Raw genomic sequence first — 15,516 nt, 5'->3', positions numbered from 1 at the left:
ATGTCTTCCGACCTCGATCCAGCGGCCACCACACACTCCTCCGCGCTGTGGCACGGCTTCGCCGACATGGGCAACGTCACCGCCAGCGGGCCGTTCGTCGTCTCGCGAGGCGAGGGTGCGTACATCTTCGACAGCAAGGGAACGAAGTATCTCGACGCGACCGCCGGTCTGTGGTTCACCAACGTCGGTCACGGCCGACGCGAGATCGCCGATGCCGTTGCCACACAGCTGAGCTCGATCGCTCACTACTCGAACTTCGGCGACTTCGTACCCGAGACCACGCTGGCCTTGGCCGATCGTCTCGCTGCCATCGCACCGGTTCCGGGTAGCAAGATCTTCTTCACCTCCGGTGGCTCGGACTCCATCGATACCGCCGCGAAGCTCGCGCGCCGCTACTGGGTCGAAATGGGACAACCGGCCAAGAAGATCATCGTCGGACGACAGAAGGCCTATCACGGCATGCACGTCGCCGGCACCGCGCTGGCCGGTATCCCGGTCAACAAGGAGAACTACGGTGAGCTGATGCCCGACGCCAAGACAGTGGCGTGGGACGACGCGAAGTCGCTGCTGGCGCTGATCGAGGAGGTCGGTGCCGAGAACGTGGCCGCCTTCTTCTGCGAGCCGGTCATCGGTGCCGGCGGAATCTACCTGCCGCCGGAGGGCTACCTGCGCGAGGTGCGGCAGATCTGTCGCGACAACGACGTGCTGTTCGTCGCGGACGAGGTCGTCACCGGATTCGGTCGGATCGGCGGCAGCTGGTTCGCCTCCACCCGGTTCGAGCTCGAACCCGACCTGATGACGACCGCCAAGGGGTTGACGTCCGGGTACGTACCGATGGGTGCTGTCTTCATCGCCCCGAAGATCGCCGAGCCGTTCTTCGCGGGCGGCGTGTGGTGGCGACACGGGTACACCTACGGCGGCCACGCCGGAGCGGCCGCGGCAGCGATGGCCAACCTCGACATCATCGAGCGCGAAGAGCTGCTCTCGCACTCCAAGCGCATCGAGGCGGCCCTGCACACCCACCTCGCGCCACTGGCCGCACACGACCGAGTATCGGAGATCCGCAGCGGAATCGGTGCTGTTGCCGCCGTGCAGCTCGCCGACCCGGCCGAAGCATTGCCTTTCGTCAAAACGCTTCGGGCACACGGGGTCTCCGGCCGCGCCGCCGGCCAGGGTGCGATGCAGATCTCGCCTGCATTCGTCATGACCGACGCCGAGATCGAAGAGTTGGCCGCGCGGATCCTCAGCGCGCTCGGCTGAACCGAAGTCTGCCGAGCAGCTGCTTCCCTCGCGACAGCGGGGGAGCGGGTGCCGGTGTCGGCTCGTCGGAGACAGCCGCGAAACGACGGTGCAGCTGCTCGCGCACTTCCTCGGGCGCGTAGGCACGACGCTTGCGCTCGGATCGAACCACCAACGCCCCGGTGGCCGCGACACCGACCATCCCGGCGAGACCGACAGCCTTCCACACGTTCATCCGGCCACCGTACCGTCACGAGATCTAGGGTGTGGACCATGAATCCGTCGCGAATCAGCCTCGATACCGCAGTCGAGGCCACCAGAACGGGCGACATCTGGATCTTCCGCGGACAGTCGAACGCCGATCGCGCAATCCAGGCACTGACCAACAGTCCGGTCAATCACGTCGGCATGTCCGTCGTGATCGCCGACCTGCCTCCGCTGATGTGGCACGCCGAACTGGGGAAGTCGTTGCAGGACATGTGGAGCGGCAACTTCCAGCGCGGAGTGCAGCTGCACGATCTGCAAGCGGCCGTGACCCAGTGGGCCACGAAGTACGAACAGCGGTGCTGGCTGCGACAATTGGACGGATACGCGGGTCGTTCCGCAGGCTCCACCCCGTCCGTGACGAAAGAGCAGGAGGACGCCCTGCTTCGCACCATCGCCCGCTTGGACGGCACAGCCTTTCCGACCACCGCCTCGCTCGCCGGTCGTTGGTTCCGGGGCCGAGTCCCCACACTGCGTCGCAGCCAACGTGAGGGAGCAACCCTCGAAACCGCCTACTGCGCAGAGGTGGTGGCCATGACCTACGACGCGATGGGTCTGCTCACGGGCAACAAGAAAGCCAACTGGTTCGACCCAGGAAAGTTCTGGAGCGGCGATCGACTCCCACTCGCCGACGGTGTTCGTCTGGGCGAGGAAATCGAAGTGGACGTACCCGTCACACGCTGATCGACGCGTCCGCCGCGGTACGTCCGCCCAGCTCCACCCATCCGGCTTCGAAGGTAGTGTGCAATCGAGATCCGGCTCCCTGCAGGATGTTCAGGCTCCGGCCGAGTTCACCGGTCAGCCGGACGGCGGCAGCGCCGGTCGCTTCGTCCTCGGCGATACCCATCATCGGTGCGAACATGCGTGACCGCAGCGCGCCGTGCTCCTCGTCGGTCCAGGCCCAGACGTAGTGGTGCCCGCTGTCGTACGCACTCGGGTCCGCTGCCGTCACCTCGGCCGCGTCCTGGACCTGATGGAAGGTGAAGTGCGGAGTCCAGTCGGCTCGGGCCCGAACCCAGGTGTGCTCGCCCTCGTAGCGGATGTTCAGCGGCGCGGCAGGAACTGTGAGTACTTCGATCGGGTGTCCCTGCTCGCGCAGCCACCACGAGAGTCCGACCGTGGGATGCCCGGCGAAGGGCAATTCCACGGCGGGCGTGTAGATGGTGGCCGAGGCCGTACCGGAATCGGTGCGATCGACGAACACCGTCTCGCTGAAGCCGAGCTCGGTGGCGAACTGCTGTCGGTCCGCCTCGGCGACGTCATCCGCGGCGACGATGCCGAGGGGGTTACCGAACCTGCCGTCGGCATCGGTGAACACTCGGACGACGGACACGTCGGTAGCCATGCCCGGACGGTACCAAACGCCGAACGAGGGACCCGCGGTCGCGGATCCCTCGTTCGGTGATCAGGTCGGGTCGACGCTCAGACGGCGGCACCGTCGAGGATTCGCCCTGCTTCGATCGCTTGCGCGACACCCGCGACGATCGACGCGGCGCGGATGGCCTCGAAGATCTTCTCGCGGTCGACGCCCTCGGCGCGCAGCGTCTTCTCGTGTGCTTCCAGGCAGTGGTTGCACCCGTTGACGGCCGAGACCGCGAGCGACCACAGCTCGAAGTCGGCCTTCTCCACGCCGGGGTTGCCGATGATGTTCATGCGCAGACCGGCGCGCAGATCGTCGTACTTGCCGTCCAGGTATCCCTTGGTTCGGTAGAAGACGTTGTTCATGCCCATGATCGACGCGGCACCGAGGGCGGCGTTGTACGCCTCGGCCGACAGTGAATCGGCTGCGTCCTCGGCGATCTCCTTCAACGTCGTCGCGGACTTCGACGCTGCGGCCACCGACAGCAGGGTGCCCCATAGCTGCTGCTCGCTGAGCACCGTGGAGCGGGCGATGGAACCGAGATTGAGCTTGAGGTCCTTGGCGTACTCGGGGACGGCGTTCTTGAGGTTGTCGATCGTCATGTCAGACGCTCGCCGTCAGCAGTTCGCCTGCGTCGATGGTGGGATCACCCTTCTTCCAGTTGCAGGCGCACAGCTCGTCGGACTGCAAGGCGTCGAGAACTCGCAGGACCTCGTCCACGTTGCGCCCCACCGAGCCTGCCGTGACCGACACGAACTGGATCTCGTTGTTGGGGTCGACGATGAAGGTGGCGCGGTCGGCCACACCGTCGGCATTGAGAACGCCGGTGGCAGCAGCCAATTCGCGCTTGAGGTCCGACAGCATGGGAAAGGGAAGCGTCTTGAGCTCGTCGTGCTGTGCGCGCCACTGGAAGTGAACGAACTCGTTGTCGACCGACGCGCCGAGGACCTGTGCGTCGCGGTCCTCGAACTCCTCGTTCAGCTTGCCGAACGCGGCGATCTCGGTGGGGCACACGAACGTGAAGTCCTTGGGCCAGAAGAAGACGATGCGCCACTTGCCCGCGTGGTCGTCACTGGTGACGGTGGTGAAGTAGTCGTCGGGCTGCTGGGCGTTCACCTTGGAGAGGTCTCCGCCGATGACGGCGGTGAGGTTGTATGAAGGGAACTGGTCGCCAATTGTCAACAGTGCCATGTGGTCTCCTCGTGTCGAATGATCGCGTCGGTTCCGTATGTGGGCGGTTCGGATCGGTGGCGTGAATGCAGCCGTACGAGCCCGGCCGACCGGTACGAGTGTGCCAAAAATGTGGTGAAAGGTAAACGTGATGAGTGGCACTACACTGATAGGCGTGACCGATCGAAGCTATCAGCCGACCCTGTCGCATCTGCGTGCCTTCGTCGCAATTGCCTGTCATCGCCATTTCGGCAGTGCAGCAACGCAACTGAACATCACTCAGCCGTCTCTGTCGCAAGCTCTCGCCACGTTGGAGCAGGGGCTGGGGGTGCAGTTGATCGAGCGCAGCACCCGCAGGGTCTTGCTGACGTCGGCCGGCGGTCAGTTACTCGGTCGGGCGACTGCGGCACTCGACGCCGTGGACGGATTGGTCGCTACCGCAGCAGGATTGGGCGGTCGGCTGACCGGTGGTATGCGGCTCGGGATCATTCCCACCGTGGCACCCTACGTGCTGCCCGCAGTGCTCCCGGCCGTGCGCGTCGAGTACCCCGACCTCGTACCGAGAATAGTGGAGGATCTTACCGCTCGACTGCTCGACGGACTCCGGTCCGGTGCACTCGACGTCGCCGTTCTCGCGCTGCCCCTCGCCGATCCGGGTTTGATCGAAACAGCCATGTACACCGAGGATTTCGTGCTCGCGCTCCCTGCCGAGCACCCTCTCGCGGGGCGTCGGGATCTGACGGTCGCCGACCTCCGCGGTCTCCCTCTGCTCCTCCTCGACGAGGGGCACTGCCTGCGCGAGCAGACCCTGGATCTGTGTCGCTCGGTCGACACCGCACCCGATGCGAGCGATACCCGGGCAACGTCGCTGACCACGGTGGTGCAGTGCGTTGCAGGAGGGCTCGGCCTGACGCTGCTGCCGCGCAGCGCCGTCGAGGTCGAGGTCGCTCGTGCGGGCTTGTCCACCGCAGAGTTCGCCCACCCTGCTCCCGGCCGCACCATCGGTCTCGTTCACCGAGCTTCGAGTGCGCGCGCCGCCGAATACAGTGCGCTCGCAAGTCTTCTCGCCGCAGAGGTCCTCGCCGACAACGCACGTGGACTCAGCCGGGCGTGATCACGATCTCGTCGAACACGATCTCGCCCGCCGCATCGGACTCCGGCACATCGACGACGGCGTCGAGCGACCAGCCGTGGTCACCGTCGGGATCCTCCAACACCTGACGCACCGTGGTGGACTCCGCACCGACGTTCAGCGTGAACAGCGCGGGGCCGCGGGCCGATGGTCCGGTTCCGATCGAGCCGTACTCGGCGAAGAACGGTTCCAGTTCCGTCTCCCAGTCCGGGCCGTCGTCGAGGTCGTCGAGGGCGTTCCACTGTCGGCGCGCCGCCAGATCGACTCGGCGGAAGATCGCATTGCGCGCGAGAATTCGGAAGGCCCGCGGGTTGGCCGAGATCGGACGCGGCACATCGGATCCGTACGCCTCGACGAGTGCCTCCGGCTCGGCACCCGGGTCCGTCAGGTTCTCCCATTCGTCGAGCAAGCTCGAATCCACCTGCCGCACGAGTTCACCCAGCCACTCGGTGATGTCCTGTACCTCTTCGGTTCGAGACTCCGGCGGAACCGTCTGGCGCAGTGTGCGATAGGCGTCGGCGAGATAGCGGAGGACGAGTCCCTCGGACCGCATCAGACCGTAATGGCTGATCAATTCTGCGAATGTCATCGCGCGCTCGACCATGTCGCGTACCACGGACTTGGGGGACAGGCCGACCTCGGAGAGCCACGGATGCGTGCCGCGATAGATCTCGAATGCCGGAACGAGCAGCTCTGCAAGAGGTTTCGGCCACGTGACCTCCTCGAGCAGTTCCATTCGCTCGTCGTACTCGATGCCGTCGGCCTTCATCTGCGAGACCGCTTCGCCGCGCGCGGCGTGCTGTTGCGCCATCAGGATCTGACGCGGATCGTCGAGGGTCGATTCGATGATCGAAACGACGTCGAGGGCATGGGTCGGTGATTCGGCGTCGAGCAGCTCGAAGGACGCGACCGCGAACGTCGACAGCGGCTGATTGAGCGCGAAGTCCGGCTGCAGGTCCACGGTCAGTCGAGCGTGTCGACCGTCGGCATCCGGCTCGTCGAGTTGTTCGACGATGCCCGCATCGACCAGACCGCGGTAGAGCGAGAGTGCCCGCAGAATGTGCTTGCGCTGAGCGGGCCGGGTCTCGTGATTGTCCTCGAGCAGGTGACGCATGGCATGGAAGCAATTGCCCGGCCGGGCAATGACATTGAGCAGCATGGCGTTGCTCACCGAGAACCGTGAGGTGAGCGGCTCAGGACTTGCGGTGATGATCCGCTCGAACGTCGGCTCGCCCCACGAGACGAAACCGTCGGGTGCCTTCTTGCGCTGTACGCGTTTGAGCTTCTTCGGATCGTCGCCGGCCTTGGCCACCAGACGGGCGTTCTCGATGTCGTGCTCGGGGGCCTCGACCACGACGGTGCCGAGGGTGTCGTATCCGGCTCGCCCCGCGCGGCCCGCGATCTGATGGAACTCGCGGGCCCGGAGTTTGCGGGTGCGGACGCCGTCGTACTTGGTCAGTCCGGTGAACAGCACGGTGCGAATGGGGACGTTGATGCCCACACCGAGGGTGTCCGTTCCGCAGATCACCTTGAGCAGCCCGTCCTGCGCCAACTTCTCGACCAACCGTCGATACTTGGGCAGCATGCCTGCGTGATGCACCCCGATACCGTGCCGAACCAACCTCGACAGCGTCTTGCCGAATCCGGTGGTGAAGCGGAAGGCACCGATGGCCTCGGCTATCTCGGCCTTCTCCTGCTTGGACGCAACGTTCACACTCGTCAATGCCTGAGCGCGTTCGAGTGCCGAAGCCTGGGTGAAGTGCACGACGTAGACCGGCGCGAGGTGCGTCTGCACCAACTCTTCGATGGTTTCGCTGATCGGAGTGGTGACGTAGGAGAACATCAGGGGAACCGGACGCTCGGTGCCCGAGACCACGGTGGTCGTGCGTCCGGTGCGTCGGGTCAGATCGTCCCGGAAGAACGAGACGTCGCCGAGAGTCGCCGACATCAACAGGAATTGAGCGTTCGGCAGTTCGATCAACGGAACCTGCCAGGCCCACCCTCGATCGGGCTCGGAGTAGTAGTGGAACTCGTCCATGATCACCTGACCGATGTCGGAGTCGGCACCTTGGCGCAGAGCGAGGTTCGCGACGATCTCGGCGGTGGCGCAGATGATCGGAGCACCGGAATTGACCGACGCGTCACCGGTCATCATGCCGACGTTCTGAGCTCCGAAGATCTCGCACAGGGCGAAGAACTTCTCGCTGACGAGTGCCTTGATCGGCGCGGTGTAGAAACTCCGAACGCCTGCGGCCATCGCGGCGTAGTGGGCTCCGATGGCCACCATCGACTTGCCCGATCCGGTCGGCGTCGCCAGGATGACGTTGGAGCCGGAGACCAGCTCGATGAGAGCTTCCTCCTGCGCGGGATACAGGGTCAGACCACGATCGGCAGTCCAGGTGGTGAACGTGTCGAACAGGACGTCCGGGTCGACGCCGTCGGACCGAGCGGCGGCGGCATCGGGAATCAGTTCGGTGAGAAGCACCTCTACAGGCTATGTGGGATCGACGGCCGAACCCGCATCGACACCGAGCGGCCGTCGCGACGCCTCAGGTCGCGCTGCGCTCGTCGGAACCCATCGCGCCGAGAACGGCCATCCGGGTGCTGGCGCTTCCGGTGATCATGTCCTCACCGACACCGGTGATGAGCAGGTTGCGCCACCGCACCTCGTCGAAGGTCAGTGACGGGGTGGAATCGATGAAGTCCTCGACGACCTGCAGAAAGCGCATCGGATCGTCCCGGAACGGGAAGTGTCCGGAATTCTCGAACACCTCCAACGTGGAACCGGGCATGGCCGAGTGGGCGAGGCGCGCATGACTGACCGGAATCACCGAGTCCTGGTCACCCCACACGAGCAGAACGGGGAGATTCTCGGTGAGATAACAGCGGTCCAGCATCGTGACCACCTGGCCGCGCCAGTCCACGACGGCGCGCAAGGTCCGCAGATACGCCTCGTACGTCGTCGGGGCCGGGAGCTCGCTCAGCACGCGGATCAGATCCGGAGTGTCGTGCAGGAGCGATCCGGGTCGCAGGGGAGAGCTGTGCAGTTTGCTCAGCAGGCCACCCGCCAGCTTCACCGCCGGGATCGCGCCGGGTAGGCGGAGCAGTTTGACGGCCTCGCTCAGAAACGGCATGGACGCGAGTCGAAGAATGGGATGTACGTCCTTGGTGACGCCACCGGAGGACACCAGAGCCAATCTGTCGACCATGCCCGGGAACTGGTACGCGAACTGCATGGCGACGCCGCCGCCCAGTGAGTGACCGACGACGGTGACGTGCTCGATGCCCAGCACCGAGAGCAGATCGCGCATGCCGTTGGCGTACGCGGCGACGGAGTAATCCGCACGCGGCTTGTCCGAGCGACCGTGACCCAGCAGATCCGGAGCGATGACGGTGTAGTTCTTCGCGAGGTGCGGGATGACTTCGTTCCACGTCTCGGAGTTGTCACCGATACCGTGGATCAACAGCAGAACCGGACCTTCGCCGGCCATGCGGAATGCCCGCCGGTATCCGTGAATGGTCCGGAAGATCAGCCGTGGTTCTTCGTCGGGAACCGGGCGGAGCTTGCGATTGCGCGGATTGGTGCTCATCTGCGCCTCCTGAAATTCCCTGGTGCACCGCGCGATGCGGCACAGAACGGCGACGCCGTGCACGAGTGTGTGGACTTTCGTACCGGAGTACGTGTTGCTACGACTCTCGCACGAGATGACGCTCGGGGCAGAACATCGAGCGTATTTGCGGTTACAGGTATGTTTCGATCGGTCCGGACTGTCCTATATGCCCGACGAATCGATCATGTTCTGTGACCACTCACACTGTCACTGCTCGGTGTTGTCCTCTCCCTCGTCGAGATTTGCCTGCTCGGCCAGGAAGCGCTCGAACTCGGCCCCGAGTTCGTCGCCGCTCGGCAGTGGCTCGTCACTGGCCAACAACGTCGACTGCTGCTCCTGCGCGGCGACATACGTGTCGTACTGACGCTCCAGCGCCTGCACCACCGACTGGACTTCTTCGTTCCCGGTGATGTGCTCGTTCACCTGTTCCCGAACTCGCGCCGCGGCCTCACCCAGGGCGGCAAGCGGCAGATCCAGGTCGGCGGCCTCACCGACGTTCTCGAGCAACGTCTCGGCCGCACCGGGGTAGTCCGTCTGTGCGAGGTAGTGCGGAACGTGCACCGAGAAACCCATGGACTCGTGACCGTGCTGCGCCATCCGAAGCTCGAGCAGGGACGAGGCGCTGCCCGGTACCTGCAGATCACCTGCCCAGCTGTTGCCCTCCTTGACCAGCTCCTTGTCGCTGGCGTGGGCTGTCACACCGAGTGGCCGGGTGTGCGGGATGGCCATCGGGATCGAGCCGAGACCGATGGTGCGGCGCACACCGAGCTGTTCGGCGAGGAGCCTGACAGCGGTGGTGAACTTCTCCCACCGCAGGTCCGGTTCCATACCGGCGAGCAGCAGGAACGGAGTGCCCGACTTGTCCTTGACGGCATAGAGGTTCAGTTCGGGAGCGTCGTAGTCCGAGAAATGATCGGACTTGAACGTCATCGTCGGCCGGCGGGACCGGTAATCGATCAACTCGTCGACGTCGAACGACGCGACCAGCTCCGATTCCAGGCTCTCGCGCAGGTGGGTGGTGGCCAACTTCACCGCGTGACCTGCGTCGGAGAAACCCTCCAGGCCGTGCACCAGGACGGGTCCGACGCCGTCGTTGGAGAAGATTTGCGGTGCCGGAAACTCCAGCTCGTACATCTTCGACTGTTCGGTCATGGCCTGGCCCCTTTCGGATCGACTCGTCGGTACCTCGACGCGAGATTCGAGCCAGAATACGCCGACCCTCGGCTCGCGCCGTGTACGCGCCGACGTCGAACGTGGCGAATCACTACCGACAAGAACAACCGATTGCCTGCCGTTCATTCCCGGACGGTCGCCCATCCTGCGCCGAGGGCTCTCGGTGACTCGAGGCGATCAGCGGTCGAAGTTGGCCAGCGCGCGAATCTTGTTGGTGACGTCGAGGGCGGCGACCTTGTACGCCTCGGACAGCGTCGGGTAATTGAACACGGCATCGACGAGATAGTCGACGGTGCCGCCGCACCCCATCACCGCCTGCCCGATGTGCACCAGATCCGTCGCACCCGACCCGAAGATGTGCACGCCCAGAATCGACCGATCCTCGGTGGAGACGAGCAACTTCAACATCCCGTACGAGTCGCCGGCGATCTGCCCCCGGGCGAGTTCGCGGTACCTCGATACCCCGACCTCGTAGGGGATCGATCCCTTAGTCAGGTCGACCTCGGTGGCTCCGACGTACGAGACCTCGGGGATGGAGTAGATACCGATGGGCTGAACGTCGGTCAACTTCGCGTCGGACTCGCCGAACGCGTGATACGCGGCCAACCTGCCCTGATCCATCGACGTCGCGGCCAATGCCGGGAACCCGATGACATCGCCGACGGCATAGATGTGATCGACCTTGGTCTGGAAGTGCTCGTCGACGAAGATCCGACCCCGGGCGTCCGCCTCCAGACCTGCGTTCTCGAGATCCAGCGCCGTGGTCAGGCCCTGCCGACCGGCCGAGTACATCACCGTTTCGGCCGGGATGCGCTTGCCGCTCGCCAGCGTGGTCACGGTCCCGTTCGGCCCGACGTCGACCGCGGTCACCGCCTCGCCGAATCGGAACGTCACCGCGAGATCGCGGAGGTGGAACTGCAACGACTCGATGATCTCTCGATCGCAGAAGTCGAGCATCGAATCCCGCTTCTCGACGACGGTGACCTTCGTTCCGAGGGCAGCGAACATCGACGCGTACTCGATTCCGATGACGCCGGCCCCGACGACGACCATCGACGCCGGAATGAATTCGAGATTGAGGATTCCGTCCGAGTCGAGCACTCGATAGTCGTCGAACGCGACGTCGGCCGGACGGGCAGGAGCGGTGCCGGTGGCGATCACCACGTTGGCGGCTGCGACGGTGATGCGCTCACCCCGCGTCTCGTCCTCCACGACGATGGTGTGCGCGTCGAGAAACTTGCCGACGCCGGTGATCAGCTCGATGCGGTTCCGGAGCAGTTGCGAACGCACCACCTCGATCTCCTTGCCGATCACGTGCTGGGTTCGGGCCAACAGATCGGCAGGAGTGATATCGGCCTTCACCCGGTAACTCGCCCCGTACAGCTCCCGTTGATTCATGCCCGTGAGATACAGAACGGCCTCGCGCAGCGTCTTGGACGGAATGGTCCCGGTGTTGACGCAGACCCCGCCGAGCATGTGGCCCTTCTCCACGATCGCCACCCGCTTGCCGAGCTTCGCAGCCGCAATGGCCGCCTTCTGGCCACCGGGGCCGGAGCCGATGACCACCAGGTCGTACTCCATGGGTTCAGACATTCGTCATAGTTACCGCTCGCACGCAAAGACTGCGTGCCCACCCGGTCACAACCTTGTGAACTCCATGATTCGGTGCGTCGAACCCATGCAGATGTCGCCACGTGCTGATGCGTTGTGCGAGGCTGAACAGAGCACGAAACACCCGATTTTCAGTGGAGGAACACATGCCGCAGCAGGTCCGCGCCGTCGTCGCCAAGAGCAAGGGCGAGCCCGTCTCCATCGAGACGATCACCATCCCCGATCCCGGGCCCAACGAGGTCGTCGTGAAGATCCAGGCCTGCGGGGTGTGTCACACCGACCTGCACTACCGCGAAGGCGGCATCAACGACGAATTCCCATTCCTGCTCGGACACGAGGCGGCCGGAATCGTCGAGACCATCGGCGACCGCGTCGAGCACGTCGAGGTCGGAGACTTCGTCGTACTGAACTGGCGCGCCGTGTGCGGCGAATGTCGAGCCTGCAAGCGCGGCACTCCGTGGTACTGCTTCGACACCCACAACGCAGCACAGAAGATGACCCTCGAAGACGGTACCGAATTGACCCCGGCGCTGGGCATCGGCGCATTCGCCGAGAAGACCCTGGTCCACGAGGGCCAGTGCACCAAGGTCGCCGCAGACGCCGATCCCGCCGTGGTCGGACTGCTCGGCTGTGGCGTGATGGCAGGTCTGGGAGCGGCGATGAACACCGGCAACGTCTCGCGTGGGGATTCGGTGGCCGTGATCGGCTGCGGCGGAGTGGGCGATGCCGCGATCGCCGGAGCACGCCTGGCCGGCGCGTCGACGATCATCGCGGTCGATCGTGACCCGGGCAAGCTCGAATGGGCACTGGGCCTCGGAGCCACCCACACCGTCGACTCCTCGGTGGTCGACGCCGTCGAAGCAGTCCAGGAGCTCACCGGAGGCTTCGGTGCCGACGTGGTCATCGACGCCGTCGGTCGCCCGGAGACCTGGAAGCAGGCGTTCTACGCACGCGACCTCGCCGGAACCGTGGTGCTTGTCGGCGTGCCGACACCCGAGATGACCCTCGAGATGCCGCTGATCGACTTCTTCTCCCGCGGCGGATCGCTCAAGTCCTCCTGGTACGGAGACTGCCTGCCCGAGCGCGACTTCCCGCAGTTGGTCGATCTGTATCAGCAGGGCCGTCTGCCGCTCGAGAAGTTCGTCACCGAACGCATCACCATCGACGACGTCGAAGCCGCCTTCGAGAAGATGCATCAGGGCACCGTCCTGCGTTCGGTGGTGGTCCTGTGAGCGGGAAGTTCCGCGTCCAGAACGTCGTCACCTCGGGCACGTTCAGCCTCGACGGTGGCACCTGGGACGTCGACAACAACATCTGGCTGGTCGGCGACGACGACGAGGTGGTGATCGTCGACGCAGCGCACACCGCGGCCCCGATCGTCGACGCGGTTGCCGGCCGGACGGTCAAGGCCGTCATCTGCACCCATGGCCACAACGACCACGTGACCGTGGCACCGGAACTGGCCGATACGTTGGACGCGCCGATTCTGCTGCACCCCGCCGACGACATGCTGTGGGAACAGACGCACCCGGGCGTCGGGCACTCGACCCTCGAGGACGGTCAGCGCATCACGGTGGCCGGAACCGACATCCTGGCGCTGCACACGCCCGGGCACTCACCTGGATCGACGTGCCTGTACCTGCCGGAAGCGGGGGAGTTGTTCAGCGGCGACACCCTCTTCTCCGGCGGCCCGGGTGCCACCGGACGGTCGTACTCGGACTTCCCGACCATCATCGGGTCCATCCGTGATCGGCTCTTCGCGCTTCCCGTCGAGACCCGAGTCAACACCGGCCACGGTGACGGGACGCGCATCGGCGACGAAGCACCGCACCTCGAGGAATGGATCGCCCGCGGCAGCTGAATTGCGACACCGCGGTGGGTCGCCTGCCGCGTTCGAGGTGGTCGGAATGAGACAGTGGTGGGACGCCGGAGCGTGTGCTGCGGCGTTCCACCGACCCGAAGAGGACGTCTTGTGAGCCCCGCCGCACGCAGAACCCGCCTGTCCATCGCCGCGACCTCGGCAGCGATCGCAGCTCTCGTGCTGGTCGGCTGCAGTTCCACGGTCACCGGCACTCCCGAGCCCAGCGCGGGTGCCCCCACTTCGACGCCGGAGTCCGGCGTGGATCTGAACACGCTGCTGATCGATCCGTCCAGCTTCCCGGCACCGTACGACGCCCTGGTGCTGCCCCAGCAGGCGATCTCGCAAGCCGCACCCGATCTCAGCGGAATTCCTGCCGGTGCCGAGGTCAGCCCGGCGGGATGCAAGCCTGCCGACCAGGATTTCGGCCCGACGGGCACGGCCATGATCGTCGGCACCGACAACGACAGCCGGTCCACCATCTCGATCGAGTTGACCGCGGTGGACGAACCGCTCTCGGCGCGCAAGGAGCAACTGGAACAGTGCGCCGAGGTGACCGCAACCAAGTCCGGCGCGACCTCGACGGTGACCTCCACTCTGACGCCTGCACCGCCCATCGATGCGGACGACACGTTGGCCGTCCGGCAGACCGTCGCATCGGGAGCAGGCGGCGACGCCGTCACACAATCGATGCTGACACTGATGGCCCAGATCGACGACGTGCGAGTGTCGGCCACGTTCATGTCGTTCGGCTCGGGCACGCCCGATGCGATGACCCTCGACGAGCTGTTCACCGCGGCAGTCCAGAAGGTCGGCCAGAGCTGACGCAGCACTAGCAGACGACACCGACACGAATCGGTCGGACACAGCGCCGGCGGCGCGATTCATCCACAGCACGGCAGTTCTCCACAGGGCAGTACGAAAGCCCAGGTCGAGACTCTTTCGATCGTCGGGACCCCGGCCAGGATTCTCCGGTATGTACACACCGACGAACTCTCACGGCAACTTCGACTCCCGCCATCGCGTGCGGCTCGGCCACCCGAGCGACCTGATCACCGCGGTACCGGCCATGCTCGGGTTCCACCCGCACCGATCTATGGTGCTCATCGCGGTCAAGGACGGCGGTGCGAGCGTCGGACCCACGATGCGTCACGACCTCGTCCTGGCCGGCGATCACATCGATCGGCGCGCGGGCGGTCACACCCGCGCGACCCCGGAGATGCTCGACGTCATCGCCTACCTGGCCGGCTACTGCGCGATGGAGAACATTCCCGCGGTCATGGCGGTGTTCGTCGACGACAGGCTCGATCGAACCGTCCGGACATCGCATCTACTCGACGTGGAAGCACTGGTGACCGAACTCGACGCCACACTCGCCTCGTTCGGAGTGCAGCTCGGTGAGGCCCTTGCGGCGTCGGAGATCGCCGAATCCGCCGACTGGTGGACGTTGCGCGGACCACAGCGGCACGGCCTGATGTCCGATCCGTCGGCGTCGCCGATGACCGTGGCCCGCGTGCTCGACGGCTACTCCGTCAGACGATCCAGGTCCGAGCTGGCCGAGACCATCGCGCCGGGCCCCGACGCGACCGTGCGGGCCGTTGCCGCCGAGATCTCGCGACAACGACGGGACGGGATTCGATCTCGTACCGACGAGCTGACGTCGGTGCTGTCGTACGTCGCGCGAGCGCCGTACGACACCGAATTGGATCCGACCGACATCGCTCGGATCGCACTCGCGATCGGTCATGTCCAGGTGCGTGACGCACTGCTGGCCCTGACTCTCGGTGACGACGCGGGATTCGTCGAAGAGTTCTGGGCGAGGATGTCCCGCGTCCTGCCGAAGGCCGAACGAGCCATCGCCGCAACACTTCTGGCCTTCAGCGCGTACGTCCGCGGAGACGGACCGATGGCCCGCATCGCGATCGATGCGGCACTGGAAGCCGACGAGAACTACTCGCTGGCGCGACTGCTGGACCGGTCGCTCAGCGCCGGCGCAGGTCCCGATCTCGTTCGGGAAGTGGCCGAGAGCGGCTTCGCGTGTGCTCGCGCCTGCGGAGTTCGGCTCCCCGGCGACCCCTTCGGTCGACGGTGACGGCAG

General features: G+C 65.3%; 15 protein-coding genes. 7 read left to right on the top strand and 8 right to left on the bottom strand.

Annotated elements, in window-relative coordinates; translation table 11 throughout:
- Window positions 1–1,260 (top strand): aminotransferase family protein, encoded by a 1,260-nt coding sequence (locus CH291_RS23230; RefSeq protein ID WP_094688744.1) that lies wholly within the window; start codon window positions 1–3, stop codon window positions 1,258–1,260.
- Here the strand turns inward: CH291_RS23230 and CH291_RS23225 are convergent.
- Window positions 1,244–1,474: a hypothetical protein gene (locus CH291_RS23225; RefSeq protein ID WP_068050670.1), complete on the bottom strand. Its 231-nt coding sequence runs from the start codon at window positions 1,472–1,474 to the stop codon at window positions 1,244–1,246. The two genes, CH291_RS23230 and CH291_RS23225, sit on opposite strands and share 17 nt — an antisense overlap.
- 38 nt (window positions 1,475–1,512) lie before the next feature.
- Here CH291_RS23225 and CH291_RS23220 point away from each other — a divergent pair, with 38 nt between their 5' ends.
- The gene (locus CH291_RS23220; RefSeq protein ID WP_094688743.1) at window positions 1,513–2,187 is read left to right on the top strand and encodes a hypothetical protein; all 675 of its coding nucleotides are present in this window, start codon (window positions 1,513–1,515) and stop codon (window positions 2,185–2,187) included.
- Here the strand turns inward: CH291_RS23220 and CH291_RS23215 are convergent.
- From CH291_RS23215 to CH291_RS23205, 3 genes are all read right to left on the bottom strand, one after another.
- A complete protein-coding gene (locus CH291_RS23215) occupies window positions 2,177–2,848 on the bottom strand; it encodes a PhzF family phenazine biosynthesis protein (protein ID WP_068050668.1) in 672 nt (223 codons plus the stop codon). The genes CH291_RS23220 and CH291_RS23215 overlap by 11 nt on opposite strands.
- Before the next feature lie 77 nt (window positions 2,849–2,925).
- Window positions 2,926–3,465 (bottom strand): carboxymuconolactone decarboxylase family protein, encoded by a 540-nt coding sequence (locus tag CH291_RS23210; RefSeq protein ID WP_094642035.1) that lies wholly within the window; start codon window positions 3,463–3,465, stop codon window positions 2,926–2,928.
- A gap of 1 nt (window position 3,466) precedes the next feature.
- Window positions 3,467–4,054 (bottom strand): peroxiredoxin, encoded by a 588-nt coding sequence (locus CH291_RS23205; RefSeq protein WP_032397906.1) that lies wholly within the window; start codon window positions 4,052–4,054, stop codon window positions 3,467–3,469.
- 154 nt (window positions 4,055–4,208) lie between these two features.
- Here CH291_RS23205 and CH291_RS23200 point away from each other — a divergent pair, with 154 nt between their 5' ends.
- Entirely contained in the window at window positions 4,209–5,147 is a 939-nt protein-coding gene (locus CH291_RS23200) for a hydrogen peroxide-inducible genes activator (RefSeq protein ID WP_094688742.1), read from the top strand.
- On the opposite strand, the gene CH291_RS23195 is transcribed toward CH291_RS23200, so the two are convergent.
- The 4 genes from CH291_RS23195 to sthA form a co-directional block, all read right to left on the bottom strand.
- Window positions 5,134–7,650: a DEAD/DEAH box helicase gene (locus tag CH291_RS23195; RefSeq protein WP_068050664.1), complete on the bottom strand. Its 2,517-nt coding sequence runs from the start codon at window positions 7,648–7,650 to the stop codon at window positions 5,134–5,136. The two genes, CH291_RS23200 and CH291_RS23195, sit on opposite strands and share 14 nt — an antisense overlap.
- Window positions 7,651–7,714: 64 nt before the next feature.
- Window positions 7,715–8,755 carry an alpha/beta fold hydrolase gene (locus tag CH291_RS23190; protein WP_094642397.1) on the bottom strand — a complete coding sequence of 347 codons (1,041 nt, stop codon included), beginning with the start codon at window positions 8,753–8,755 and terminating at the stop codon, window positions 7,715–7,717.
- 228 nt (window positions 8,756–8,983) lie between these two features.
- Window positions 8,984–9,928 carry a proteasome assembly chaperone family protein gene (locus CH291_RS23185; RefSeq protein WP_068050663.1) on the bottom strand — a complete coding sequence of 315 codons (945 nt, stop codon included), beginning with the start codon at window positions 9,926–9,928 and terminating at the stop codon, window positions 8,984–8,986.
- A 198-nt stretch (window positions 9,929–10,126) separates the two neighbouring features.
- Complete coding sequence (gene sthA, locus CH291_RS23180) at window positions 10,127–11,542, bottom strand: Si-specific NAD(P)(+) transhydrogenase (RefSeq protein WP_068050662.1); 1,416 nt, start codon at window positions 11,540–11,542, stop codon at window positions 10,127–10,129.
- Window positions 11,543–11,706: 164 nt separating this feature from the next.
- Between sthA and CH291_RS23175 the strand changes: the two genes are divergently transcribed.
- From CH291_RS23175 to CH291_RS23160, 4 genes are all read left to right on the top strand, one after another.
- Window positions 11,707–12,792, top strand: a complete 1,086-nt coding sequence (locus CH291_RS23175) for an S-(hydroxymethyl)mycothiol dehydrogenase (protein WP_068050661.1) — start codon at window positions 11,707–11,709, stop codon at window positions 12,790–12,792.
- Window positions 12,789–13,421 carry an MBL fold metallo-hydrolase gene (locus tag CH291_RS23170; RefSeq protein WP_068050660.1) on the top strand — a complete coding sequence of 211 codons (633 nt, stop codon included), beginning with the start codon at window positions 12,789–12,791 and terminating at the stop codon, window positions 13,419–13,421. The genes CH291_RS23175 and CH291_RS23170 overlap by 4 nt, the downstream gene beginning before the upstream one ends.
- Before the next feature lie 111 nt (window positions 13,422–13,532).
- Window positions 13,533–14,243, top strand: coding sequence for a DUF5642 family protein (locus CH291_RS23165; RefSeq protein WP_094688741.1), 711 nt, complete (start codon window positions 13,533–13,535; stop codon window positions 14,241–14,243).
- A 151-nt stretch (window positions 14,244–14,394) separates the two neighbouring features.
- On the top strand, window positions 14,395–15,510 hold the full coding sequence (locus CH291_RS23160) for a DUF4192 domain-containing protein (RefSeq protein ID WP_068050659.1): 1,116 nt from the start codon (window positions 14,395–14,397) through the stop codon (window positions 15,508–15,510).
- Window positions 15,511–15,516: the final 6 nt, after the last annotated feature.

It is taken from the genome of Rhodococcus sp. 14-1411-2a (assembly GCF_002259485.1).
Lineage (GTDB): Bacteria > Actinomycetota > Actinomycetes > Mycobacteriales > Mycobacteriaceae > Rhodococcoides.
This window is presented reverse-complemented; position numbering and strand designations above follow the sequence as displayed.

What these genes read in the sequence shown, in the direction of transcription:
- CH291_RS23210 (WP_094642035.1), bottom strand. Translation starts at nt 3,465, where the DNA reads ATGACGATCGACAACCTCAAGAACGCCGTCCCCGAGTACGCCAAGGAC.
- CH291_RS23225 (WP_068050670.1), bottom strand. Translation starts at nt 1,474, where the DNA reads ATGAACGTGTGGAAGGCTGTCGGTCTCGCCGGGATGGTCGGTGTCGCG.
- CH291_RS23185 (WP_068050663.1), bottom strand. Translation starts at nt 9,928, where the DNA reads ATGACCGAACAGTCGAAGATGTACGAGCTGGAGTTTCCGGCACCGCAA.
- CH291_RS23190 (WP_094642397.1), bottom strand. Translation starts at nt 8,755, where the DNA reads ATGAGCACCAATCCGCGCAATCGCAAGCTCCGCCCGGTTCCCGACGAA.
- CH291_RS23205 (WP_032397906.1), bottom strand. Translation starts at nt 4,054, where the DNA reads ATGGCACTGTTGACAATTGGCGACCAGTTCCCTTCATACAACCTCACC.
- CH291_RS23160 (WP_068050659.1), top strand. Translation starts at nt 14,395, where the DNA reads ATGTACACACCGACGAACTCTCACGGCAACTTCGACTCCCGCCATCGC.
- CH291_RS23175 (WP_068050661.1), top strand. Translation starts at nt 11,707, where the DNA reads ATGCCGCAGCAGGTCCGCGCCGTCGTCGCCAAGAGCAAGGGCGAGCCC.
- CH291_RS23215 (WP_068050668.1), bottom strand. Translation starts at nt 2,848, where the DNA reads ATGGCTACCGACGTGTCCGTCGTCCGAGTGTTCACCGATGCCGACGGC.
- CH291_RS23220 (WP_094688743.1), top strand. Translation starts at nt 1,513, where the DNA reads ATGAATCCGTCGCGAATCAGCCTCGATACCGCAGTCGAGGCCACCAGA.
- CH291_RS23230 (WP_094688744.1), top strand. Translation starts at nt 1, where the DNA reads ATGTCTTCCGACCTCGATCCAGCGGCCACCACACACTCCTCCGCGCTG.
- sthA (WP_068050662.1), bottom strand. Translation starts at nt 11,542, where the DNA reads ATGTCTGAACCCATGGAGTACGACCTGGTGGTCATCGGCTCCGGCCCC.